Source organism: Enterococcus sp. AMC1251, from assembly GCF_058216535.1.
In genome coordinates this window covers 1,315,892-1,341,314 of the sequence record NZ_CM177098.1, presented here as the reverse complement: position 1 = coordinate 1,341,314, position 25,423 = coordinate 1,315,892, and the positions used below count along the sequence as shown (strand labels likewise).

23 protein-coding genes are annotated in these 25,423 nt (G+C 33.4%); 3 read left to right on the top strand and 20 right to left on the bottom strand.

Features of this window, described 5'->3' with window-relative positions; translation table 11 throughout:
* Positions 1–86: 86 nt before the first annotated feature.
* From dnaI to AC4BBR_RS06170, 9 genes are all read right to left on the bottom strand, one after another.
* The gene (dnaI, locus tag AC4BBR_RS06210) at positions 87–1,016 is read right to left on the bottom strand and encodes a primosomal protein DnaI (protein WP_490461677.1); all 930 of its coding nucleotides are present in this window, start codon (positions 1,014–1,016) and stop codon (positions 87–89) included.
* Complete coding sequence (locus AC4BBR_RS06205) at positions 1,016–2,422, bottom strand: replication initiation and membrane attachment family protein (protein WP_490461676.1); 1,407 nt, start codon at positions 2,420–2,422, stop codon at positions 1,016–1,018. Before AC4BBR_RS06205 ends, dnaI begins: the two co-directional genes overlap by 1 nt.
* Before the next feature lie 12 nt (positions 2,423–2,434).
* Positions 2,435–2,920: a transcriptional regulator NrdR gene (gene nrdR / locus AC4BBR_RS06200; RefSeq protein WP_490461675.1), complete on the bottom strand. Its 486-nt coding sequence runs from the start codon at positions 2,918–2,920 to the stop codon at positions 2,435–2,437.
* Positions 2,921–3,331: 411 nt separating this feature from the next.
* Positions 3,332–3,925, bottom strand: a complete 594-nt coding sequence (gene coaE / locus AC4BBR_RS06195) for a dephospho-CoA kinase (protein ID WP_490461674.1) — start codon at positions 3,923–3,925, stop codon at positions 3,332–3,334.
* Between the two features lie 3 nt (positions 3,926–3,928).
* Positions 3,929–4,765 carry a DNA-formamidopyrimidine glycosylase gene (gene mutM / locus AC4BBR_RS06190; RefSeq protein ID WP_490461673.1) on the bottom strand — a complete coding sequence of 279 codons (837 nt, stop codon included), beginning with the start codon at positions 4,763–4,765 and terminating at the stop codon, positions 3,929–3,931.
* A gap of 245 nt (positions 4,766–5,010) precedes the next feature.
* Positions 5,011–7,656 (bottom strand): DNA polymerase I, encoded by a 2,646-nt coding sequence (gene polA, locus AC4BBR_RS06185; RefSeq protein WP_490461672.1) that lies wholly within the window; start codon positions 7,654–7,656, stop codon positions 5,011–5,013.
* A 442-nt stretch (positions 7,657–8,098) separates the two neighbouring features.
* Positions 8,099–9,010, bottom strand: a complete 912-nt coding sequence (locus AC4BBR_RS06180) for an aldo/keto reductase (RefSeq protein WP_490461671.1) — start codon at positions 9,008–9,010, stop codon at positions 8,099–8,101.
* Positions 9,011–9,069: 59 nt separating this feature from the next.
* Positions 9,070–10,407, bottom strand: a complete 1,338-nt coding sequence (locus AC4BBR_RS06175) for a helix-turn-helix domain-containing protein (RefSeq protein WP_490461670.1) — start codon at positions 10,405–10,407, stop codon at positions 9,070–9,072.
* Between the two features lie 600 nt (positions 10,408–11,007).
* Positions 11,008–11,571 (bottom strand): hypothetical protein, encoded by a 564-nt coding sequence (locus tag AC4BBR_RS06170; protein WP_490461669.1) that lies wholly within the window; start codon positions 11,569–11,571, stop codon positions 11,008–11,010.
* Positions 11,572–11,879: 308 nt separating this feature from the next.
* Here AC4BBR_RS06170 and AC4BBR_RS06165 point away from each other — a divergent pair, with 308 nt between their 5' ends.
* From AC4BBR_RS06165 to AC4BBR_RS06155, 3 genes are all read left to right on the top strand, one after another.
* A complete protein-coding gene (locus tag AC4BBR_RS06165; protein ID WP_490461668.1) occupies positions 11,880–12,698 on the top strand; it encodes a helix-turn-helix domain-containing protein in 819 nt (272 codons plus the stop codon).
* 260 nt (positions 12,699–12,958) lie between these two features.
* A complete protein-coding gene (locus AC4BBR_RS06160; protein WP_490461667.1) occupies positions 12,959–14,257 on the top strand; it encodes a murein hydrolase activator EnvC family protein in 1,299 nt (432 codons plus the stop codon).
* 167 nt (positions 14,258–14,424) lie between these two features.
* Entirely contained in the window at positions 14,425–14,859 is a 435-nt protein-coding gene (locus AC4BBR_RS06155) for a universal stress protein (RefSeq protein WP_490461666.1), read from the top strand.
* A 68-nt stretch (positions 14,860–14,927) separates the two neighbouring features.
* On the opposite strand, the gene AC4BBR_RS06150 is transcribed toward AC4BBR_RS06155, so the two are convergent.
* The 11 genes from AC4BBR_RS06150 to AC4BBR_RS06100 all read right to left on the bottom strand — a co-directional run bounded on the left by AC4BBR_RS06150 (position 14,928) and on the right by AC4BBR_RS06100 (position 25,372).
* Positions 14,928–15,683: a class I SAM-dependent methyltransferase gene (locus AC4BBR_RS06150; RefSeq protein WP_490461665.1), complete on the bottom strand. Its 756-nt coding sequence runs from the start codon at positions 15,681–15,683 to the stop codon at positions 14,928–14,930.
* 156 nt (positions 15,684–15,839) lie between these two features.
* The gene (locus AC4BBR_RS06145; protein ID WP_490461664.1) at positions 15,840–16,133 is read right to left on the bottom strand and encodes a hypothetical protein; all 294 of its coding nucleotides are present in this window, start codon (positions 16,131–16,133) and stop codon (positions 15,840–15,842) included.
* Positions 16,134–16,305: 172 nt separating this feature from the next.
* Positions 16,306–17,421 (bottom strand): tyrosine-type recombinase/integrase, encoded by a 1,116-nt coding sequence (locus tag AC4BBR_RS06140; RefSeq protein ID WP_490461663.1) that lies wholly within the window; start codon positions 17,419–17,421, stop codon positions 16,306–16,308.
* A gap of 291 nt (positions 17,422–17,712) precedes the next feature.
* Positions 17,713–18,063, bottom strand: coding sequence for a hypothetical protein (locus AC4BBR_RS06135; RefSeq protein ID WP_490461662.1), 351 nt, complete (start codon positions 18,061–18,063; stop codon positions 17,713–17,715).
* Positions 18,064–18,294: 231 nt separating this feature from the next.
* Positions 18,295–19,053: a signal peptidase I gene (gene lepB / locus AC4BBR_RS06130; RefSeq protein WP_490462077.1), complete on the bottom strand. Its 759-nt coding sequence runs from the start codon at positions 19,051–19,053 to the stop codon at positions 18,295–18,297.
* Between the two features lie 25 nt (positions 19,054–19,078).
* Positions 19,079–19,741, bottom strand: a complete 663-nt coding sequence (locus tag AC4BBR_RS06125; RefSeq protein WP_490461661.1) for a hypothetical protein — start codon at positions 19,739–19,741, stop codon at positions 19,079–19,081.
* 23 nt (positions 19,742–19,764) lie between these two features.
* Positions 19,765–20,832 carry a WxLIP family cell surface protein gene (locus AC4BBR_RS06120; protein WP_490461660.1) on the bottom strand — a complete coding sequence of 356 codons (1,068 nt, stop codon included), beginning with the start codon at positions 20,830–20,832 and terminating at the stop codon, positions 19,765–19,767.
* A 102-nt stretch (positions 20,833–20,934) separates the two neighbouring features.
* Positions 20,935–21,753 carry a WxL domain-containing protein gene (locus tag AC4BBR_RS06115; RefSeq protein WP_490461659.1) on the bottom strand — a complete coding sequence of 273 codons (819 nt, stop codon included), beginning with the start codon at positions 21,751–21,753 and terminating at the stop codon, positions 20,935–20,937.
* 31 nt (positions 21,754–21,784) lie between these two features.
* Complete coding sequence (locus tag AC4BBR_RS06110; protein ID WP_490461658.1) at positions 21,785–22,576, bottom strand: WxL domain-containing protein; 792 nt, start codon at positions 22,574–22,576, stop codon at positions 21,785–21,787.
* Positions 22,573–22,929, bottom strand: coding sequence for an LPXTG cell wall anchor domain-containing protein (locus tag AC4BBR_RS06105; protein WP_490461657.1), 357 nt, complete (start codon positions 22,927–22,929; stop codon positions 22,573–22,575). The genes AC4BBR_RS06110 and AC4BBR_RS06105 overlap by 4 nt, the downstream gene beginning before the upstream one ends.
* A gap of 13 nt (positions 22,930–22,942) precedes the next feature.
* Positions 22,943–25,372 (bottom strand): MucBP domain-containing protein, encoded by a 2,430-nt coding sequence (locus AC4BBR_RS06100; RefSeq protein ID WP_490461656.1) that lies wholly within the window; start codon positions 25,370–25,372, stop codon positions 22,943–22,945.
* Positions 25,373–25,423 lie beyond the last annotated feature (51 nt).

The window sequence follows — 25,423 nt, the reverse complement described above, 5'->3', positions numbered from 1 at the left end:
AATAAACGGTAAAATCCTTTTGGATATAAACACTTTCTATTTCGGCTTCACTTGGAATTCAGAAAAATATAGCGTTAAAGTACGCCCTAACCATTTCTTCGATCATTACCTGACATTGTAATTTCTTGCGCTAAATAACGGATACGTTCCATAATTCGTCTGGCCTTCAAAGGTTCTTGTTCTCCACGTTGGGTCACAGATAAATGTTTCTCTAACTCTTTCAAATCAAGATTTGATGAAAAGAACGTTACTAATTGTTCTTGCATACGATATTGTAAAATAACGCTTAACACATCATCCCGAATCCAAGAAGTCATTGATTCTGCCCCAAGATCATCGATCATCAAAACGGGGGATTTCTTGACAGCATCAAGTTTTGGACCAACCATATCTTTACCGATTGCTTGTTTCATTTCGACGGTAAACGTTGGAAAATGGACAATTGTTGTAACAAAACCACGTTCAGCTAAACTATTGGCGATCGCACCTAATAGAAAAGATTTCCCCACACCAAATGTACCTTGAAGATAAAGTCCTTTATGAAATTCTTTTGGATTTGATGTGTACTCATTTAAAAACTTCATTGTTTCCGCCATCGCTTGAGCGCGACCTTGTGACGCTGTATCGAATCTACTTAAACTAGCTCCTCGCACATCTTTAGGCATATCCATTGCTCGAACCCTTTTACGAATTTCGTCTTCTTTTTGTTTAGCAATCAAGGCTTCCGTTGGTACATAAGTGACATCAATGTAATGGAAATTCAACGTTAATTGAGGCTCATATCCAGGAGCAATCATTGTGGGGTCATTCAATTGATATTTGCGTTTTTCTTGAACAAATTCATAAAGCTTCGAATAGCTTTTCCGAATATCATCATCTGTCAACCGTTCACGGTTTTCCTCGATGAACTGTTGTACATCTTGATCTTCCAAGACAACTTCAACCAACTCATTATAACGTTCACTCATGTCTCTACTTCGAATGATTTTGGACATTTCTTTTCCTACATCTTCCATTAATTTCCGCCTCCCTTACTCAAGAAATCTTGAATTTCTTTGTCTAATCGCGCTTGCTCTTCTTTAGATAATTTCTGTTCTTCCACTGGATTATCCACCCAATCTGGTAACGTCTCTTGACGAATCGGCCGACTATTTTGTCCATATCTCTGTCTTGTTTGTTTTTGTTCTTTGCCTTTTTTTGCTAATTCACGAACATGATCGATGGCTTTTTCTGGTGAAAAAATACCGTTTTGCGCCCATTCATTGGCGATCCGATTCACATAGTCAGCCTTTAATGTAGGTTGCTTTTGTATATTATAAACGTAATTAATCAAAATATTGATTACACTGTTTGGCAGACCAGATTTACTTACCAGATACTTGACCAAAGAACGCTCTTGCGGGGTTGTATACCCACCACGTTCATTTTTTAATGCTTCCAAGTAATTTAACGGGAAATTTTTTTCACTATCCATAATCATCTGAATATCTTGCGTTGAAAAACCGTTCATTTTCAATGAATTATATCGATACGTTTGCTGATCTTCAGCAGATAAATCCACTTTATCATTCTTTTGAAAATCACTTTGTTTTTGTCGTTTATCAGGATCATAAGTTCTATAAACAGCTCGTTCAAAATCCTTTACATCAATCTTGCTTGTATAATAATCAAATGATTTTGAACAAAAATCAATCATATCCAATTCAGTGATACCAAATAAATTATGGAAGATAAATACCTCTTCTTTAAATCCGTCACTATTATCTGGCAACTTGATTCCAAGCTTGTCTATCCCTTGAACAAAGTATGACCAATCAAAACTATCATTAATGGCACTTGGTTTGCGCGAAGGTCGGGGATCATTGAAAGATTGCTCCATTTGATGTAGCTGTTTGCTTTGAGAAATAATTTGTTCTTCTTTAAAAAGATACACATCTTTGAATCCGGCTGAAACCTCTTTAAAACCTGTCAAATTAACAAATTTTGGTTTAAATCGTTCAAATAATTTATCTAACTTTCTTTGCCCGACATTGTTCAACAAGGTTAGTGACAAGACTTCATCTTTAAAAAAACGTTTGGCTGTTTCGGGATGATTCAACCGATATAAGAATTGTATGCCCAGTTCAGAATCTTCTCTGATAAAGGTTCCTACTAAACCAATCCCTTCCAATTTCTTTCGAGCAACTTGGATTTGCTTAATGCTCATATCCATCATCGTAATCAAATCAGCATGAAAAAGCGATTCACTAATACCTGTCTCTTCAACTTCTGACAAAAGTGTCAAGTACAAGCTAAAAGCTTCAGCACCAATAATTGGCTGATATAAAAGCGTCAGTATTTCTTGTTCTTGATTGGATAATGGATAAGCTAGCGCAACTTGAAAAATACTTTTAGGGTGGATTTCTTTCCAATTGTCTTTCAAGGAAAGACCTCCTTATTCGTTTGTTGTATCTGAATTTGACGATTTTGCTTTATCTACGATTCCTTGTAGTTCTTTTAAGAACACACTCATATCTTTGAACTGGCGATAAACACTGGCAAATCGAATATAGGCGATTTCATCTAAATTGACTAAATCTTCCATTACATACTCTCCTACTAAAGTAGTCGAAATTTCATTTTCGCCTAGGCTACGTACACGGTTTTCGACATTATCAACGATCTGTTCCATTTGTTCCATAGCAACTGGGCGTTTTTCAGCTGAACGAATCAATCCGCGTAAAATTTTCTCTCTATTAAATTCTTCCCGATCACCATTTTTCTTAACGACTAATAGCGGTGCTGCTTCAATCCGTTCGAATGTTGTAAAACGATAACTACAATTTTCACATTCTCTACGACGACGAATCGCACGACCATCATCCGCTTGACGGCTATCAATGACACGGGAATTATTATGATGACATCTTGGACAACGCATAGTATTCACCTCAATTTATCTTATGTTATCTATTTTCAAATTTTCATTTTAGTTTGCTATCTATTATTATAACATGAAATGCTTGAGAAACCAGACATTAACGATTACTTCTTAAGATTTTTACTTATTGTAATTGTCTCATTTTATAATATTTTTCTATTTAATTTACATCCTTTTCCCGCATGATTTCTTTCTTTTTTATTCCACTTATCATTCTTTTGTTTATATTGTATTTATTCAAAAAAATAACAACATTCCGATGATTTTCTCCATAATTCCCAGTGTTATATTTAGTTCAAACAAATAGGTTGTGGAACAAAAGTAACATCCACTTCTGTTTCACAACCTAAATACCTATTTCCTTTAACCCAGATTATCATAAAAAACAAGCATAACGATTAAACTGTATTGTTAAACAATATTTTCCCATACCCATTTTTCTATTATTTTTTCTGTCTCATGAATACTTTTTTGATTATTGAATAAGATATCTGCTTTTTGTTTTTTCTTTTCAATTGACATTTGACTATTCACTCGTTTTTGCGCTTGACTTTCCGTTAAATTATCTCGTTTCATCAACCGTGTGAGTTGCAATGTTTCCGGAACATAGACAACCGCTACTTTGTCAACATATTTATCATAGCCTCCTTCATACAGTAAAGGGATATCGACAATGACTAATGGCGATTGTTTTTTTTTGTTTGCAATCTGAATTAAAATCGCTTCTTTTAGAAAAGGAGATAATAATTCATTTAAATTTTTTCTTTTTTCCTCATCCGAAAAAATAATTTCACCTAATTTTTTACGATTTAATGAGCCATTGGGATTTAGTATTTCTGATCCAAAATCAGCAACTATTTTTGCTAAGGCAGGCGTGCCTACTTCAACGATTTCACGAGCGATAACATCCGCATCAACTATAGGAAACCCCCTATTCTTAAATACAGATACAACAGTACTTTTTCCCGTTGCAATACCTCCTGTTAAGCCTAGTACCATACCCATCGATTAATTCCTCACTTTCAAGGTTTGACATTTCGGACAAAAGTGAGTGCCACGTTGAGCAACTTTTATTTTTTTGATTGGTGTGCTACATCTTGGACAAAGCGCACCTGTTTGACCATAAACATTTAGTGAAACTTGAAATGTTCCCGCTTCTCCTAAAGCATTTAGGTAACTTCGAATTGTCGTTCCCCCTGCTTCAACTGCACGACCAAGAACATCGATAATTGCATAATACAACCTCTCAACTTCCTTTGATTTTAATGTATCTGCGGGTTGTTCCGGATGGATTTTTGCTTCCCATAACGCTTCATCTACATAAATATTCCCTAATCCCGTTACTAAACGCTGATTCAACAATAACGGTTTAATTGCTTTGTGATGTTTTTTCAAGCCTGTACGAAATTCTGGCAACTTAAATTCAGAAGGAATCGGTTCAGGACCCAATGTTAAAATTCCTTTATAATTTTCTCCTTGGTTCTTAGGGACCAAAACCATACGCCCGAACTTTCGCACGTCAAGATAACGTAATTGCGTCCCGTCGGTGAAAGTGAAAATCACATGTGTATGCTTCGTTCGCTCATCCTCAGACTCGTTTGTTTCATACTTCCCTTCCATTCGTAAATGAGAGAGCATATCGTAATTGGTTAATTTGAAAATTAAGAACTTGCCTCGACGCTCCATTTTTTCAATCTTTTGACCAATCAACTGTTGAGAAAAGATATCAGATTCAGGTGCTTCGATGATTTTCGGCCACAAAATAATTACTTCTTGGATCGTCTTTCCAACAACTAATTTTTCTAATCCTTTCCTGACTGTTTCGACTTCTGGTAACTCAGGCAAAATTCATCTCTCCTTAGAAGAAAAAGACCGAAGCGAATACAGTGACTGGGACATAACTCTATGAGTTACAACCCGGTCACCTAAAATCCGAATAAACGGTAGAAGCAGAAGCAACCCCTTCGGAAAGAAGCTGAAATTCACAAAAATTTGAAGAGCAATTTTCGTGAATTCCCTCTTATTTCTCGGGGTTAAACTCTTCTGTCCCAACCTCCTCTAGTCAGTCTTTTTCGAATTATTTTAGTTTACTATTTTGCTTCGTACCATGTCTTACCCCAACTGCTGTCAGTCAACAATGGTACATGTAAAGAAACGGCATTTTCCATGACATCTTTCACTAAAGCATTTAGTTTTTCTAACTCAGATTCAGGTGCTTCAAAAACAAGTTCATCATGTACTTGTAAAAGCATCGTCGCCTGCATATTTTCTTCTTTTAAGCGTTCTTGCATGTTGATCATCGCAATTTTCAAAACATCCGCTGCACTTCCCTGTATCGGAGTATTGATTGCAGTCCGTTCAGCAAAAGAGCGCAAATTGAAATTACGCGAATTGATCTCTGGCAAATAACGTCTGCGGTTATATAGCGTCTCTACATAGCCCTTATCTTTAGCTTCACGAACGATGTCTTCCATATACTTTTTAACACCTGGATATTTTTCAAAATAGGTATCGATATATTCTTGCGCTTGTTTTCTCGTAATACCTAGATTTTGTGACAAACCATAATCACTAATTCCATAAACGATTCCAAAATTTACTGCTTTCGCTTGCCGGCGCATATTTGACGTTACATCTTCTGGTTTTTCAATGCCAAACACACGCATCGCAGTACTTGAATGAATATCTTGTCCTTCAATAAATGCTTCTTTTAAGTGTTGATCATCAGAAATATGCGCTAAAACACGTAATTCGATTTGAGAATAATCGGATGAAAAAATCAACCAATTTTTTTCTCGTGGCACAAAAGCCTCACGAATTTTCCGTCCTTCTTCTAAACGGATCGGAATATTCTGCAAGTTAGGATCAACTGAGCTTAAACGACCAGTTTGAGTCAAGGTTTGAACGTAGCGTGTGTGAATTTTATCATCCGGCTGAATCACTTTTAATAAGCCTTCGACATACGTTGATTGAATTTTGGCGATCTGACGGTATACTAAAATGTCTTCTACGATCGGTGCTTGTTCTTTCAATTGTTCTAATACATCCACTGCGGTTGAATAGCCCGTCTTCGTTTTTTTAATAACAGGCAAACCCATTTTTTCAAACAAAATTACGCCTAATTGTTTAGGCGAATTCAAATTGAACTCTTCGCCTGCTTCCGCATAGATTTTTTGTTCGATTTCACGCAAGCGATCTGAAAATTCAATACGCATTTCTTTCAATCGATTGGCATCTACTCGAATTCCTGCGATTTCCATATCTCCTAAAATTTTTGATAGCGGTAATTCCATTTTATAGAATAAATCTGCTTGATCTTTCTCAACTAACTCTGCATCTAATTTTTTAGAAAGAAAATGAATAGCATTAACTTTTCGCGCAAGATGACTAAAAAATGCTTCCTCATCTTCGGGCAAACCTTTTTTAGCACCTTTACCATAAACGGATTCATCTGAATGGATATCCGCATAACCATAATGCTGAGCTACGCCTTCAATATCAGCATTATTATCATTTGTATCTAATAAATACGCCGCTAGTAATACATCAAACGTAATGCCTTGTGGTTTGCCAACATAACGGTTAAGTGAAACATAGGTACGTTTTGCATCGTATACATTTTTTTTGTGTTTATCTGATAATATCCAATCAACAAATGGTTTACTTTCAAATAATTCTAAGCTGTTTGTTGTATAGACTTTATTATTATTCCCCCAAGCAACACCTACAATTGGTGAAGTATGATAATTGTCTTCCAACATTTCAACATACAATGCCATATCGTCAGTAAACATTTCTTTAGTAAACGTATCTACTACGTCAAAATGAACATCTTCTAATTCAACCACGTCTTCTTCAATATTTAATTTGCTTAGCATCTGTTTGAATTCCATTTCTTTATAAAAGGGAATCAATTTTTCTAAGTCTTTTCCTTCATATTTTAGTTCATCGATTTCGATCTCGACAGGAGAATCCACATTAATTGTAGCTAAACGCTTAGACATAAACGCTTGTTCTTTATCGTTGATTAGGTTTTCTTTCATTTTGCTTTGCTTTAAGCTATCAATGTTTTCGTAAACACCTTCGACTGAACCAAATTCTTTTAATAATTTAATAGCAGTCTTCTCACCAATTTTTGTAACACCTGGAATATTATCAGACGTGTCCCCAGCTAAACCTTTCATATCAATGATCTGATCTGGTGTTAAACCATCATATTTTTCAGCTACATACTCTGGTGTATAGGATTCTATATCACTGACACCTTTCACCGTAATATCGACTTTTACTGAGTCTGTCGCTAGTTGCGTTAAATCTCGGTCTCCAGATAATACAACTACATCGAATTCGTCTTTTGGTGCTCTCGTTGCAAGTGTTCCTATGATATCATCTGCTTCATAATTATCTAACTCATAATATTTCACACCTAAACCAGTCAACAATTCACGAATGTAAGGCATTTGTTCTTTAAATTCTCCAGGCGTCTTTGAACGACCTGCTTTGTATTCAGGATAAAATTCGGTTCTAAACGTTGTTTTTCCTGCATCAAATGCAACGAGAACATGAGTTGGCTGTTCTTTTGTCATGACGTTTTCAAACATATTATTAAACGCATAGACAGCATTTGTATGTAACCCATTTTTATTTTTAAAACGTTCTAAGGAATTATGCAAAGCAAAAAACGCTCGAAATGCTACACTATTTCCATCAACTAATAATAACTTATTTTTTGTCATCTTTTTTCTCCTCATCTTCCGCAAGCTGGTTTCCTTCTTATTCTAACAAAAATTTGTCAACTTTGCAGTAGGAAGGAACTAAAGTTCGTAAAGCTTCATTGAAAACAAAAGAAGACCCGCTCTGCACACTCAGAGCGGGTCAATTAGGAGTTCACACAAATGAAATTGATTACTTTCTTCTATATTCTTAACAATATAAGTTATTTGTGAATATTATATGAACGAATAATCCCTAAAATGTAATTTTTTTATAGAGAATCTTACTGTTCCATTCACTCTAAAAAAGTATTCCTTCTCTCTTTTTTCTGTCAAAACAATAAAAGCTGATTTTAGAGTGCAGTTATTTATTGGTTTTTCCAAATAATAGTGGACTGACCTCAAAAATTGTATTTTTCACACATAACTTTTGACAGTCATCGAAAACTTATATCAAATTTGAAAATTAAGGTAGTACATTCCCGGCTGCACGATAAATTTCATACCATTCTTCTCTACTTAATAAAATATCAGCAGCTTTAGCAATCTCTTTGATCCGATTTTTATTCATACTTCCTGCTATGACTTGCATTTTTGCAGGATGTCTTAAAATCCAAGCAGTAGCCAGACCAGTTGATGTGCAATTATGACGCTCAGCAATTTGATCCAAGGTTGCATTTAATTCAGAAAATTTTTCATTACCAATAAAAGCACCCTCAAAGAAACCATATTGATACGGTGACCATGACTGAATGGTCATCTGATTCAAACGAGAATAGTCTAAAATACTCCCATCTCTATCAATACTTGCCTCATCCGTCATATTTACATGAATACCTTGATCAATCATGCCAGTATGTTTAATCCCAAACTGTAATTGATTTGCTAAAAGAGGTTGTTTGACGGTTTGTTTCAATAGATCAATTTGCATTGGTTTTTGGTTACTAACACCAAAATATTTCACTTTTCCTTGCGATTCTAGTTGGTCAAAAGCCTCGGCTACTTCTTCTGGTTCAACAAGCGTGTCTGGTCTATGAAGCAATAAGGCATCCACATAATCCACACCCAAGCGTTTTAAGCTAGCTTCCACAGAAGACACAATATGTTCTTTTGAAAAGTCAAACATCCCTTTACGAATACCACATTTCGTCTGGATAATGATATCCTCTCTTTTAAAAGACGTCTCTTTTAGCGCTTTACCAAAAATTGTTTCACATTCGCCACCACCATAAATGTCCGCATGGTCAAAAAAATCAATTCCATACTCATAAGCTGTTTCAATAATTTCTACGGGATTTTCTGCCCCGTTCATTCTCATGCAACCAAGAATAACTGGTGCTACTTGTAAATCACTTGTTCCAAATTGAATCTTTTTCACAGAAAAACCTCCTATAATTGTATTATAAACATATTTTAACACACTTGAGTGGAAGGGCTTCATTTTCTAACTTGTCTTAATAATTTTTCAATCTTAAAAAATACTTCTTCTGGAAAATTTGGTTCAATAAGTAATACAAGCTGGGTATATTTTTGATTTAATGATTGGTATACAACGGTAGTCAAAATAATGTCAGCATAGGCAATAGAGTTTGAGGTTCTAGCGTAAATCACAACTAAATTAAACCTTTTACTGAAAAAACTTGTGATCCTTTGAGCTAATTCAGTTTCTTTTTCCAGCGATAAATCTGTTATCAAACAAATAAATATTCTTTTTTCATTATATACTGGAGAAATAAGTGAACTCAAAATCATAAAATAGCGATAATATAATGCATCTTTTGGTATGCGCTGATAAATTGAACTTTCTTTAGACAACTCATGTATACCTTCATTAATTTTCCTCATAAAATTCGGATAAAACTCTTGCAAAATTATTGCAGATTGATTTTTTTCAAATAGAAAACCTGAAATTAATTCATAATATAAATGGAAGCCTAAAAACGCCACAATACTTGCCTTTGAATGACTAAATTTTTTATCCCAAAATACTTGTCTAAATTTATTCGTTGCAACTAAGGTGTTGGAATAACAGGTAGTTTTCTTTAAATAATGCTCTTCGATAATATATGCCTGCATGCTTGATCCAAAATATGGTAAGTAGCGAGCCTGAATAACTAAATAAAGATAAGCTAACTCTTCAAAATCCCAATTTATAGTAGTGCCATCTATCTGCATAGATTCTATAAAGTCAGAAAAAATAGAACTATTCTCGATATATTGCTTCCACTCCTCTTTTATCCAGACTTTTTTCCCCTTTCGGTACCGCCATGCAGCAATTTGAACCATTCGAAAAAGTGTTTCCTTTTGCAGATCATTAATTTGCATTTGGAAAAATTGAACCAGTTGATTGGTTAATTGCTGACTCTTTTCTTTTTTCAACAGTAAAAACTTATTTTCTGTTGCTTGATAAACAAACCAATAAAAATGTAAAATCAATGCTCGTATTTGCTCCTCCTCTCCGATAAGTTCATATGTCCCACGTCTTAAATGGATATCAAACTTTTTTAGCCACTCGTTGATTTTTTTCACCCTTCTTCTCATGCTAGATTCACTGATCAACAGGTGTTCCGCTAACTGTTTTACTTGAATAGTTTTCTCTTCGATGATAGCTTTTAAAAAAATAACTTCGGGTAAATCACTCAAATACTGAACTAAAAAAAACTCCAAATAAATATCATTATCTCTTTCCAAATAGAAATAACTTTTTGATCGACTACAAATTTCCAAATGATCTTCCAATTGATAACGTTTAAATAATTTATTTAATTTTTTCATAGACCTTATGATCGTTTTGGCATTGATTCCTAATTCACTCGAAAGTTTATTTAAAGAATTATCTTCTTCTGTTGACTTCAATGAATTGAAAAGCCCAAGTAATTTGCTTGATTCATAATCAAGAATCTCTTTATAGTCCATCTCAAACCTCCACACCCAAAATTAGCATTGATTATATCAATCAAATTCCAAAAAAAGTAATAAATATACATAAAAAATATACGCAATATTTATCACTTTTCATTTTCTAAATTTGAATGTGTAAAATCATAGCATTTACTACCTCATTTACGGTGCTTTATGACGTTTATTTTGCTCCTACAAGTGAATTGTACTTGTTAATGATAAATGGAGAAAAAATTAACCTGGCTTTTCAGAATCGTTATTAACTGGTGCTTTCCAAGAAAACAGAAAGCTATATTTTCTATTTTATGAGTAAGTAGTATTATCTTTTTCTGTGTAAATCTTATTTACAAAATAATTTTATTTTTGAACAATTCTTTAGGATATATTGCTCAATATCTCTTTTAGTGAAAAATAAAGACTCTTCATTCGTAGAAACAAAATTTGTTTGCGTATCTTATCTATAAGACACCTATTTCAATGCCATGTATAACTCTTTAAAAGCCAAAGTACATATGCTCTTTTTTCTTTGATCCTATTACGCTTTCTATCGTATGAATCCTTGATATATCTATAAACACTTTTCTTTGACTCCTGCTTTATTTCAACATACATTTGTTTGATTGCATTTCGGTTCGCTTTGTATTTTTTACGATTTCCTCCGGTAAATCCATAAAATATATCAATACCTTTTGACTCTTTAGTCACTGGTGAATACAAGAATAATTCATTTTGAGCTTTCTTTAATTTTTTTAGCAATGCCTCTGTTATTTCTTTATCAAAATTTTGTTTTATGATCACTTTACATAATCGAGTATATTCAATCTTGGCAACATGATTATAAACATGGCTTGCGTAATCTAACCCTTTATATAATATATTTGCACTAAAAGACATGTTTACTAAAAGCTTATACTGATGCACACATTTTTCCTCCATTTTTTGTTTGTTATCTTGATATGGAATCTCTTTGTTCAGCTTTTCTAAAAATTGATATAACAGATGATTTTTTTGCTCTTCAATTTTAGCTATTTTTTTCATCCTCACTTATCCTCCTTTTGAAAATGAATATATTTCGGTATTTCTATTTTAATATAAGTTCAAAAAAACGAATTGTACTGAGTATATTTTTCAGTAAATTATGAGTACAAAAAATTTTTTAAACAATATTAAAACAACAAATTGAATACATTTCGGTATAAAAACTATATCATTTTATAAAAGACATTACAAGAGGAAAATGAAAAAAAAACGGTACACCTCTTCTTGAAATAATGATATAGTAAAAGAAAGAGTTTTTAACCTGATAAATGAGCTTTATTCAGTTTTCACACTAAGGAGGCATTATTTTGGACATCGATTTAAAAGAAGCTGGAAATAGAATCAAAGATATTAGAAATCAGCATAAATATTCCATGGCCCTTTTTTCAAATTTGGTTGGAAACTCCAGTGCTAGTACAGTAAATAATTGGGAAAAAGGGAATAATCTGCCTAAGCAAGATAGACTAGAAAAAATAGCTATACTTGGTAATACAACCGCTGATTGGATTCGTTATGGAGATTTTCCTGACTATGTAAAAAAATTATTAACTGGGACAAGTTTAAGAAAAGATCTTGATCAAGAGCAGTTTGAACATTTGATGCATAAATTGAAAAAACAAAAAATTTCTTATTCAGAAGATTTAAAGATTCTAACTACAGCAAATGAATTGTTTCCAGATTTATTTGACACGCACTATCAGTTAGAGCTTTCAGAACAACATACTCCCTTAATTGCTGAAGACGCTCCAACTTATAAGATTGAACAAAATGATCGTTATAGGACAGATTTTCTACCCATTATTGAGAAATTATTGCACGATTCTGGCCAAAAAGAACTCAACGCGTCTCTGTTATTTCTGATATTTGATCTATTAAATCGCGCTAACCTAGAGAAAAGTTTTTTATCACTTTCTCAAATTTTTACTATGTTATCAGATATTGTTACTAACGATATTGCTTACGGAAATAGTCGAACCTCAAAAATAGTTGACTATGCTAATCTCACTAAAGGATGGAATAAAGGAAAACCACTACCTGAGAAAACAGTAAAGAAAAAATACGAACAAACGAAAAAGGATTTAATTCATTTACTTGATGAATTTTATTCAGAGTACAATAAAAAATAGTGTCCGTTACTTTAAAAATACCTATTTGCTGATCCATTACAACTATTTTTCTATTAACAGTCAGTGTCATATATTACAAATAGATGATACCTTCATTGCTAGATTTTAAATTTCACTATTTTCCATCGATCTTGCTCTTTAGACGGGATTATTCTTCGTTGGTTATGGTATACTTTAATCCGTGATATTGGATAATAACGATGACTTTTTTTAGAAAATGCATACGTTTAAAATTAGGAATATAAAGCGAGGAACATCAATTGAAGAAAAAATTACTTGTTACACTTTCATTTATATTATTAGTAAACATAGTACCAATGAACGTATTAGCTGATGATATCGATCAAAAAATCGAAAATCAAACAAAAAAAATAGAAACTATCGCTGAGAATGAAAAAGATGCTAAAGATTACTTAGCGACTTTAGAAACCGAGATCACAAAGATCGAAACTGAATATAAAACAGTCCTTTCTGAGAAACAAAAACATGAAAAAGAAATGAACAAACTGAATACAGATATTGCTAATTTAGAAACAAAAATCAAAAAAAGAAATGAACAGTTACGAGCTCAAGCTAGAACGACTCAAACAAATCATGAGCAAGAATCCATGTTGACCGTATTACTAAGTGCTGAATCAATTTCTGATGCCATTTCAAAAGCATTAGCCGTTAATACATTAGTTACTGCAAATAATGATATTTTGACTGCGCAAAAAGATGATAAAAAAGAACTTGATACACTGAAAGCCTCATTAACTAAAACATTAAAAACACTTGAGAAAAAAACTGAAGAACTTGAAGAAAAAGAAACAGCCTTAGCAGAAGCAAAACTTGAACAGAATGTAAAAATCAATGAGATTGCTGCTAGCTTAGCGAGTGAAACAGCTGAAAAAGATAAATTTGTTAAACAAAAAGAAGAAGCTGTAAAAATAAAAGAAGCTCAGTTAAAAGCAATTGCTGAAGAAAAGAAAAAAGAAGCAGAAGCTAAAGCAATCGCCGAAAAACAAGCCAGAGAAAACGCTAAAGTAAAACAAGATGCTACTAAGCATACTCAATCTACTGAAAAGGAAGAACGCATTAGTGTCCCGGATACACCTATAGACTCTAACAATAATGATCTTGCTGACAATAATCAACAAGTGTCTACTCCACCAACCTCGTCTGGTGGTTGGTCTGCTCCAGTAGCAAATTTAACCATTACTAGTGGATTTGGTGGTCGTGAAGATCCAACGGGTATCTCTGGAAGCTTCCATGATGGAATTGATTTTGGCGGAGCAAGCGGTACTCCAATTATGGCTGCTCGATCTGGTGAAATCGTCAGTGCTAATTATAGTGGTATGGCTGGAAATCATGTTGTAATCAAGCATGATAACGGCTACTACTCTTACTATTTACACATGAATAGTTTAAATGTCACCGCTGGGCAAAGTGTTAGCGCTGGGCAAAACCTAGGTGGTATGGGAACTACTGGAAATTCTACCGGTGTCCATTTACATTTTAGTATTTCAACAGGACTGTGGAGTGGGTTTGTTGATCCAGCACCCTTTCTTGGCTTATAAGTAATCATTCGACGATAAGAAATCAAATCAGACTATTTTTGATTTGATTTCTTATCTTTTTTGGTCGCGCTCTTAATTATTGTTTTCTTTACTTCTCATCGATTCATTTAACCTCTGCTTATTAACGTGATATAATGAAAGCAGATAAAAGAAAGGTGCTGATTAAAATGATCAATAACTACTCAAATATCTTAGTTGCTGTTGATGGATCTAAAAATGCTGAGCTAGCTCTACAATATGGCGTTGCTATTGCAAAAGAAAAAGATGCTACCTTATACTTATTATCTGTTGTTGATGAAAATGCAATCAGCCATAGTTCTTATGCTTATTCAAAAGTGCTTGCTGAAGAAAAAGAAGCAATTGAAAAAGAACTATTGAAAAATATTTATTATGCTACCGAGCAAGGTCTAAATGATGTAATACCACTTGTTGAAATTGGTAATCCAAAAGAAATGATCTCTTCGGTTATTCCAACAAACCAAGCAATTGATTTAATTGTCATCGGTGCTACTGGTAAAGGTATGATTCAATCGAATCAGCTTGGCACTACAACAAGTTACGTTGTGCAATATGCGCCTTGCAATGTGCTTGTTGTAAAATAATTATGTTGTTTTAAAAACACGAGAAGCGTAAAATCAACTTTTGAATAGTTGACTTTACGCTTTTTAATTTAATCCATTAATTTTCCTATTAGAATAAATCGATGTTGTACGTTATGGATGAACTCTTTTTTGATTAGTTCTTTTTGAATCTCAAATAACTGATCAAAATGGGTTTCTACTGTAAATGCAGGATATTCCCATGGAATCCGTTTTACGTAATAGATCAGTCCTTCCATATCATAAAAGTGTTGGTAAGGAAAATATTCTTTAGCAAACAAACAATCGAAATTTTCGTTTAGTAATGCTTTTTGAGCTGTTTCTAATGACCAATTTTTTTTTGATCGAGGAGTCGTATACAATTTTTCTGAAAGAATACAACCATTTTTATCACCAACTTGTTGTGTGATAAACACCCCACCTGGTTTCAACACCCTACGTACTTCTTTGGGATCATATGATTCATGACTATTTAGCACAAGATCAAACGAGTTCTTTGGAAAATCTAAGCGATCCGTTTCATCAACAAAAGCTATAGTTACACCTTTAGATTGAAGTTTTTTTTGGAGCAACCGATAATTTGGCAACCAGCCTTCTGTTACAGAAGTTTTATGATAAGGATGATTAAATGTCAGTAATAATTCTCCCCCGCCAGTTCCCATATCTAATAAATCTGTCTCACTAGATAAATAATTATGAACAAGATAAGAATAACTCCAAGGTAACTTTTCTTGCTTCCATCGATTTTTCATATATGAAAAGTCCCAGCCTTTAAACTCAATTTGCTCAATCGTCTGCCAATATTTTTTTAATTCAATTTTATTCATAACTAATCCGTCCTTACACTTAATTTTTGTTTTATTGTAAGTTAGATACAGTTACGCTTTATTCTGATAGAAATAATTCTCCTCAATACAGCCTCTATCAGCGCTCTAACTGTATCAAGTAGTTACTTCGTAGCATCACTTTTCTTTTCATTTCAATCATCTCCTATACTTTTTGATAACTTTTGCTCCAATATAACTCCATAAATAACCCATGGTTACGCAAAATAGTAAAGAATAAAATAAAAATTTAGCACTACTATAAAATTCTGATGATACTATATGCTCAAATAAAGGAATCACAAAAACAAATAACAGGCTGGCAAATAAAACAGCAGTAACATAAAGAATCCCAGTTGAAAAATAATAACTAGACGCTCTTGATTCATCTCGATCGGCGGATTGCACCTTTCTACCTTGGTCATTAGAATAGCAAGTTTGAGTCGTATTCATTGCTTCAAATGTGCTACTATTAATGTTAGATCGTTCAGAAAATTTTTTTTTGCTGCTCTCGATCGTTCATCCTAATCACCTCATTCTCGGCTATAATGTTCTATTTATTATAACATGAAATAAAATAGGATGTTCAATTTCTTTCTTGATTATTTTGTTGCTTACAAAATTGTTATTCACTCATCAATTGATCGATTATATCTATCGCTTTTCGGCGACTTTCAAACAAAGAATCTGCATAGGTATCTAAAGTTAGCTTTGCTGATGTATGTCCTAGTAGTTTACTAAGGCTTGATATGTCTACTCTATTTTCTAAACATCTAGTTGCAAAAGTATGTCGCAAAGAATGGAAATGAATATTTCTTATCCCTGCCTCGTTTACAACTTTTTTAAAACGATATCGAATCACTCTGGGTTCGGTCATTTTATTTTTACATGAGACAACATGATTAGAATGTGAGTTCATTTTTTTAGTAAGTAAGTATCGTTTCAAATTTTCTGCTAAAGGAACAACTCTGTAGGATTGATCCGTTTTAGGATCGCCAATCAAAACTTCTGTTTTATTTCCTTCGTTCCTTTGACTATTTACTCTAAAAATTGTCCGCTTTACACAAATAGTTCCATTTTCAAAATCAATATCAGACCATTTTAATCCACTTATTTCTCCAATTCGAAGACCTGAGTACAAAGCTAAAATAATTGCAGAACAGCCTTTTTCCTTAAAAGCAACATGTTCTAATTTTTTTTGCTCACTCATCGTTAGTGCAGCTGGTTGTCTTTTCTTATATTTTTTTTTGGTTAGTTTAATAAAGCTACAAGGATTAGACGATATTATTCCCTGATTTTCAGCTTCTTCTAACATTTTTTTTAATAAAATAAAAATATTACTGGTTGTTCCTTGCGACAATTCAAGCTTTTCTAACGCTTCCGTATAAATTCTAATATCTTGATTTGTAAGTCCAGACAAATTTTTTTCTCCAATATAAGGAAGGATATACTTTTTTATTAACCATTCATAATTAAAAAAAGTAGATTGTTTTACTGAGTTTTTTTTGTAATGATAAAGCCAATAGACTGTCCAGGTTTCAAGATCGCCACAAAAAGTTTTAAGAAATTTTGATTCTACATGCTGTGCTTTTAAAACGATCAGTTTTGATTTTACATCTAAATAGCGTTTTCCATAAGTATAACCATAAACTATCCTACCTTGGCTATCTCTATTTTTGATATATCGACCTTCCCACCTTCCATCTTTTCTCTTATAAATATTTTCTCCTTTTCTCGTCATCCTATACTCCTCTTCCACCAACAAAAGTATTTAAAATAAATTAAAATAAAATTACATATACTCTACTAAATATACCTTAAATAGTTTCTTATGAGTACTATTTATTAATATTTTTCTTAGAATTTTTATCAATTACTCTCATCATTATATAGTCAAAAAAAATCAATTGCCGATTATACTCATTCTTTTTGGAAAATAAAAAATCAAGTGATTAGAGTCAAAAACTCTTTCACTTGATAGTATATATAATTATAGTTTTTAAAGAAGTCACTCATTTTGTTTAATTACTTTTTATCTTACTTTACAACCACAGAATCTATATACATGTAAATAATTTCCAGTTGCTACACCTTTAGAATCATATTCGGGCTTAGAAGAGATTAATTTCGAGCAACAATCATAATATTTTTTGCCGTTTTGTACCACATAAATTCTTGCATACTTTGTAGTATTTTCTTTGTTTGTTATAACTGTTACTTCACCTTTTAATACACTCTTCGTTTCTTTTTTTACTGAAGTTACACTTGTATCATTTTCAAAATACGTTGTTTTAGCTGTCGCCTCTGCACTTTGACCTCCAAACCCTAGTATAATGAATAAACCCATAGCTAATGAAAACATAACTAACATTTTTTTTCTCATTTATAACATCTCCTTATAATATATTATGAGTGACTAACTAAAAAAACAAAATTATCCAATTGTTTGAAAGAATTTCAGTTTTTCTTTTTTAAACGTACGAATTTCCATTCTTTCTTTATAAATATGCGGTTATTTTTACTGTAAAATAGTCCGACATATGTAACAAATGCTGATTTATTTTCTAACTCCTATGTCTTTTACAGAGTAAAAAAATCGGTTGTAGTAACTCAATTATCGATTTAATTTTTCCATCAAATGTACTGGTAAAATTCTCATTTCAGCAACCCCAATAATATTTTCTTTAGGTACAAAGCCATAGTAACGACTATCTGTCGAATAGGGTCTATTATCTCCGAGTACTAGATAAGAATTTTTTGGAATAATTTGCAGACCATTTTTTATATTTTCTATGCTAAAGTTTCCAGTGAAAAAAGCGTCCATTTGGTGTATTTTTTCTACTTCTTCACTTTCGATGAATGATTCCTCAACTTCTTCATTGTTTATATGCAACTTATCTGATTTATATTCTATCGATTCGCCTGGTAATCCAATTACTCGACGGATCGCTTTTTCTTGTTTATCAGGTGTTTCAAAGTAAACTAAACTAAAGCGCACAATTCTTGCTTGCTTGTTGATATATACAACATCATTTTCTGTCAGGGTTGGCAACATACCATATCCCTCTATTTTAGTGAATGCGAACAAAAATATGGAAAGAAACCAAATCAAAACACATGTAATTAGTAACGAACTGCCTATTTCTATGCAGAGTCTATTCAATTGTTTATTTTTTCTCTTTTTTGAGTAAACTTTTTTTCGGTTATTTTTTTTTCTATTTACTTTCTTTTCAATTATTGCCTTTTTACCTTTTTTTGTATTTTTTTTCATTGGAGTCTTATTATTGTTCTTTAAGCTTTTTTCGACATCTTTTTTATTTGAATATTTGTGTTTTCTTTTTTGATTATTTGAATGATGTGTTAGATTAGCCATAAACAAGTAACTCCGCTTTTTGTTGTCATTTTTTTTCTGCTAATGATTTTTCATTTATTTTGAACTGCTTGATAACAGCTTGTTCATTTTTCTTAACTCTTTCAATATCTATTCTGAAAGATTCTAATAAGGAAGGATCTTTATAAAAGCCTTTTGATTGTGATGACAAGTTAATACCTAGTTCCTTCATTGAAGAATAGTAACGGTTGATACGAATTTGACCCTCACCATTGATACGATAATCAGCACGATTTAAAGCAAACGCTGCTAATCGTAAAGACAAATTGTCCAAATTTTGTTGTGCCCGATCTCCTTCACCTGATTCAGCTAATTGCAATTGGTCTTCGACATCGCGAAGATTGTAGTAGCCAGAAACGATCACCTTTTTATCTTCTTGACTTAAATTTGTTGATTGATAGTATACTGCATACATTGAGGTTGCAACACCTAGAAGCGTTACAAGTAAACATAAGAAACTACCAGTGATCCTTTTATTTGTTTTCTTTTGCAATTGCTTCTTTTTCCTAGCAATTATTTTGCGCTTACGCTTATTTTTGGTTCGAAGCAAACGCAATTTGCTTTGTTCTTTTTTGGTCTTTACAATCCCTACTAGAAGAAAGATAATAAAAAGGAGAAAGATAATTGCTATCGCTAAACTTATGACTGCAATCCAATCTAATAATGTCATTTTATTCCTTCCAACTTCCCGTTCTATCTTTTTTTAGATGTGCGTCTTTTCTTTTTGCTTTCTTTATTTTTTATAAAACGAATAACTAAGAAAATAATCAAGAAAAAGCCTATAATTCCTCCGACAATCATACCAACTAATTTGAAATCGATTCCTCGTTCCTGATCAATGCCGATATCTTCTCGATTAAATTTATCCGCTTCTTCTTTTGTGATGGTAAACATCTCTGTCCATTCCCACTTTTTATCAGCGGAACTTGCTATGATATGTGCTCTATATTGACCTGGAACCATTGATTGTCCTTCCATGGTGACTGGATAATTTAAAACACTATTCGGTGCCATTCGCATCTTTGTTTTTTTAGATTCATAAAGAACTTCATCCTTTTTTTCAGGCATGATTTGAACTTCTACTGTAAGATCTTCTAATAAATCTGTAGCTTGATTCGATAAATCTACTGTAATCGTATTTCGCCCGTTAGGCTGTGTTCCATATGTTTTGAGATACCCCATTTTAGGTTCAACTTTTGTATCATTTTCTCTTAGTAACATTGCAATAGTATATGCATATTCGTTGATAATCGTCGTTCCAGTTTTTTCTTTCTTTTGCTCTTCATCAGATACTTTTTGTAGTTGGATTCCACCTAAAATAATGCCTTCATAACTAGTTTCAGGCATGTTAATTTCAAGTTCTAAGTCTTTATCCGATTCAGGTGGGATCGTAATTTTTTTTGGTCCCTTAACAATATCAATGAAATCAAACTTCATTGATGCATCTTTTTCTAATTCTGTTTTTCCATATTCTAAAACACCATTCGAATTCGTTCTAGCACCATTTAAACTCACCTCAACCGTCACTTCTTTTTTACCAAGATTGGTTAATGTGATCGACACTTTTTGTTTTTGACCAGGTGTCATTTTTAAATTAAAGTACCCAGATTCATCAATCTGATTTTCTGGATGATTGGTTTTGTATAAAAAACCAACGGCTCCTGATGGATCAGATGTGGCATCGTGCACTTGGGCATGACCATAGAAAATGCATATTAGTAAAAGAAACGTAATGAATGACTGTTGAAAAATTTTTTTCATAAATGTAAGACCAAATCCTCTCATTCAAAGACAAGCTCGCCAATCATTTAAAATTAGTGAGCTTGTCTTATGAAACATTCTCGTTTTATTTAATTATTGATTTTAAAGGACTTCTGCCAATTCCCATAAAACGATGGCAGTGTGCGCTTCTTTCGTTTTCACTGTTTTACCTGGAACAAATAATGAAACTGAACCATTTTCAATTTTGTTGGCATCTGACGCACTTGGTACACCTGTTGAATCTGCCGCTGTTCCTTTTCCAGTAGCAGTGTTATATGCTACTGTATTACCAAAGGCAACAGTGTACGTACCAAAACCATCTGCAGCGTTTTTCGTTTCAAGGACATCTACTACATTTTGCGTTTGATCTAATGTGAATGCTGAGCCTGTCGCAGCTAATGTTGCATGAGCACTCACAGTTGAATCCGTTGCTGTTTCAACAATTGGGTTTTTAAAGCTGATTGTAGCATTATCTAAGGTGTTTCCAGAAGTCGCTTTAAATTGTTGTGTCATTTTGGCTCTTAATGCCCATTTTGAACGTTTGTCGATACGTTTATCTGTTAATTGTAAATAAACACCTCTTTTTTCTTTAGATCCATCTGCTTGAGTGACTTGAACTTGTTCAGCAAAATAATTTTCATCAGTTAAGACTGCTTTTTGTTGTTTGAAGTTCATCGCAGAAACACCATCGATCTTCATTGGACCGTTATCTGGGTTTGGTACATAAGGCGGATCAACTGGTTTTTTTGGATCTTCTGGATCGACATCTGGATTTTTGCCAGAATCTTCTACGTAATCAATTGAACCTGATCCGTTTGCTTGTGTCGCTTTTCCATTATCTGCACTTGCTGCAGCTGGTAATAATACGTTTGCTCCTAATACTGTTAGTAATGCGATAGAACATAATGTTCTTTTTTTCATTTGTGTTTCCTCCTAGATATTCTTTTAATATTTATGGTAACTCAGATAAAATCCAAGTTAGCACCGTTTGGTATTTTCCAGGTTCTCTGTCAGATGATCCTGGAACAAAAAATGTAACTGCATTATTTTCATATGCCTGTTTATTTTCAAAGTTTGGATCAAGGACTGGTTGACCTGTGTCATCAACCAGCGGCGTTAGTGTAGAATCTAGATCATTCTCATTTTCATTAGAGGCACCAAATTCTACACTCCAAATTCCTTGTCCTTTGCCTTTATCTGCTCTTGCTAAATCATACGTTGTTTGGATTTTGTCAATTTTAATGACATCATTTACCAAAGTTGGCGCACACTTTTTATCCATTGAAGAATTTGTCCACGATTTGTCTAATGAAATATAGGAACCCTTTAATTGAGAACTTTCATTTTTGGGAATCATAAAATTCGTTTCTTGTCGTACTTGCAACGTCCAGCCTGCTCCATTAGAACGGCTATCTGTTACTTGAACGAAATTTCCTCTTGGACCAGTATCATCATGAAACAATTGCGCCCGCGCTTCGTATGTTTTATCATTCTTTGATAATCGATTTCGTCCAAAGTCTAGCCTAGGTACAAAATCAATTCTAAGAAAACCTTCTGTTGATGGACTTGGGCCTGGATCAACTGGCTTTACAGGTTTTTCTGGATCTACTATCTGTGGCGGGATAAGTGACGCATCGAAACCAATCGATCCTTCTTGGGAAAATGAATTTGCTATAACTTTTGTTGATGGTGTAATCAAAAGAAGCAAAGAGAAACAAAAGGTAACTATTAAGGTCTTTTTCACGGTTTGTCCTCTCCTTTACGTTCTTTTCTTTGTTTTTTCATGTAAACATATATTGCTGATACAGCAAGAATCACACCGCTGAGCGTCAATGATTTTTTTACGATTTCTCCTGTTTGTGGATAGCGTCCAACAGGTTTACTCTCTGATGCCTTTTTGCTCACCTTAGGTTCATCTATTGATTTCGAGGGGCTACTTGGCTTTTTCTCATCGGGATCATCACGATAAAACTCGATTAAAGCTTCATGTCCAACTTGACCGCCCTCCGTTGCAAAATACGTTGTTGGGGTAAATAAACTTGCAAAACCTAAGACAGAGATAGTCAGAATACAAATTAATGGTTTATTTTTTTTCATGTAGATCTCCTTCCTAAGGTCCTTCAAGTAATTCCCATTCAATAATGCCTATATAAGCGCCCGATTCTTTAACCGCACCAACTTCGGTTTTTAATTTGAAACCATCTCCTTTGGCTGACCAACTATCACTAATTTTGTTAGGAGAGCCATCTGGATTCTTTCCCGCAGCAACATCTTGCATCCCTGCGTTTAACCTAACTTCATGTCCACTATAAATGTAGCGGATTGCTCCAGTTACAACTTCACTATTACTATTCGTTAATTCTTGTTTCATGCGTGCTTTCAGTTTCCAAGGCTTTTTAGTTGCTCTACTATCTTGAATTTCCAAAGCCCCATCAATTGAAACGGGTTCTTCAATCACAGTCTCTTGCGCTTTAACAATTTGTGTGCCGAAATCGATATTTTTTGGTGCTGACAGTACAATTCGACCTTTAAATTTGTAGGTTACTGTGCGACCATTTTGAACAATTTCAATAGCATTTTCTGGTGTTGGTTTATCTGTGATTTCATATTTTTTACTAAGCTGCTCCTTTATAGCTTTGACAACAGCATCCTCTTTAGTCAAATCAACGAAGCTACCAACTTTTCCTGGTATAATAACATCTGGATGAATTGTATTATTCTCTTCATCGATAAATTTGACTGTCAAATCTGCATCAGCCGCTTTAATCGTTAGATTCAGGATTTTTTCTTCAGAAGTGTGTCCTTCGCTATCAACAGCGTATACTTTGATCACTCTTTTACCTATCGTTAAAACAGAACTAGGTAAAGTAAATTTCCAGTCAAATTTTTTGCCAGGATTAGCCATATCATTTGCGAGTTTTTCACCAAAATGAATAGGTGGTCCGTCATCTACTGCATAGTATAGATCTACAAAAGGACTTTCAGAATCTCTCCATTGTCCTGAGACTTCAAATGCATTTCCTTGAAGGATCTCTTGATCATTTTGATCAATGAAAACTTCTGGGGGATTCCCTTTAAGCCCAATCGTTACATCATAAGTCATTTTTGTTTCTTGATTAACCTCAAGAGACGTCGGCTGATTTTTCATGTAGATTGCTGTATCCATCTTTTTAATATCAGAAGTCACATATACTAATTGATCTGCAGGATAATTTTGAGCCTCATATCCTGCTGAATTTAAAGCTGAAAAACCTGAATCATTGTAATTAAAGAACTCTTTTATGAAATGATCTCTGGGAAATGTATTTGTTCCTTGAATCCAATGTTTACCAGTCCAGTTTTGGACATGCTCAGGACCTGTAAATAGATATTGAAGTTTATATTTATTTCCACTCTCTTTAGTATTTTCAATATACACACCTTTATTATCGCCAATAGCATAAATCGGTACTTGATCATCTTCATTTAATTCAGTATCGATCATCGAACCAATAACAAAATCTGTTTCTTTACTTGTTCCTGTATTAGTTACAGTATATTCAACATTTACAGTACCAGTTGTCTTTCCTGTCATCACAATCTCGACATGAAATTTTTTTGCATCAAATGCTGTATTATAGGTCAATTTGTACACAGTCATTCCGTTTGGCAATAGCCGCTTGTAATATTTATAGCCATCACTGGTAATATGACTTCCTGTATTGAACACAGTTGGATTTGTATTATTCCCATAAGCATAGATTAATCCATAACTTGTCCATAAAGATTGTCCCGCTTCAGCAGGCAAACTATGAATACTTTGCTTGTAATAAATATGTTGAACTCTTTTCCCTTCATCCAGAAAAGTCACATTGGGAATAGCAAATTGTTTTTGTCTATTTCCAGAAATTTTTGCTGTTCCTAATGCGTCTGTAGGACCAAAGCCATAACGTAATTCTTTTCCAGTACCAGCTGCTATTGACGCTTCTTCTGCTGTCGTTATTTCTGTCCAAACATCAGAATATGGTGTAGAACTATCGGTTCGTGCTTGTATTTTTTCTTCTGATTCTGACTGAATAGTTGGTATTTCAGTAGATGTAGAAACTTTCTTTTTAATCAACAACTTGTTTGAGCGATTCTGACCTGAAGATGCTAGAATTGAATCGTTTTCTTTAGCGTCCGTCGACCCTTTGAAAGAAAGTGTGGTCTCTTGCGCCTCTTTTGCAAGTGTTAGTCTCAATTGTGTTTTATCTTTATCAACTTGAATAAAGGACATTTTTTCTTTGTTCATCTCAAGTACTTTGTCTTCATCAAAAGAAATGCCCTCAGAATAATCTAATACAATTTGTTGATCTTTTTCAGCGCCTTTTACATTTAATGAAAAATAGAAATCTTTTTCTGAAGATGTTTGAATTTGATTTGTTGTTTGTTCTAATATCAGCGTATTAGCTTCAGTTTCAGAAGCTTTTATTGAAGAACTGCTCATATAAAAGAAGAAGCTTCCAAGTAATAACAATAGTCCTACTATTTTCAAAGTATAAGATTTTTTCCTGATTTTCATTATTTCAACTCCTTTCTAAATCTAATTTTCTTGCTCCCGGTCCTCAACGTG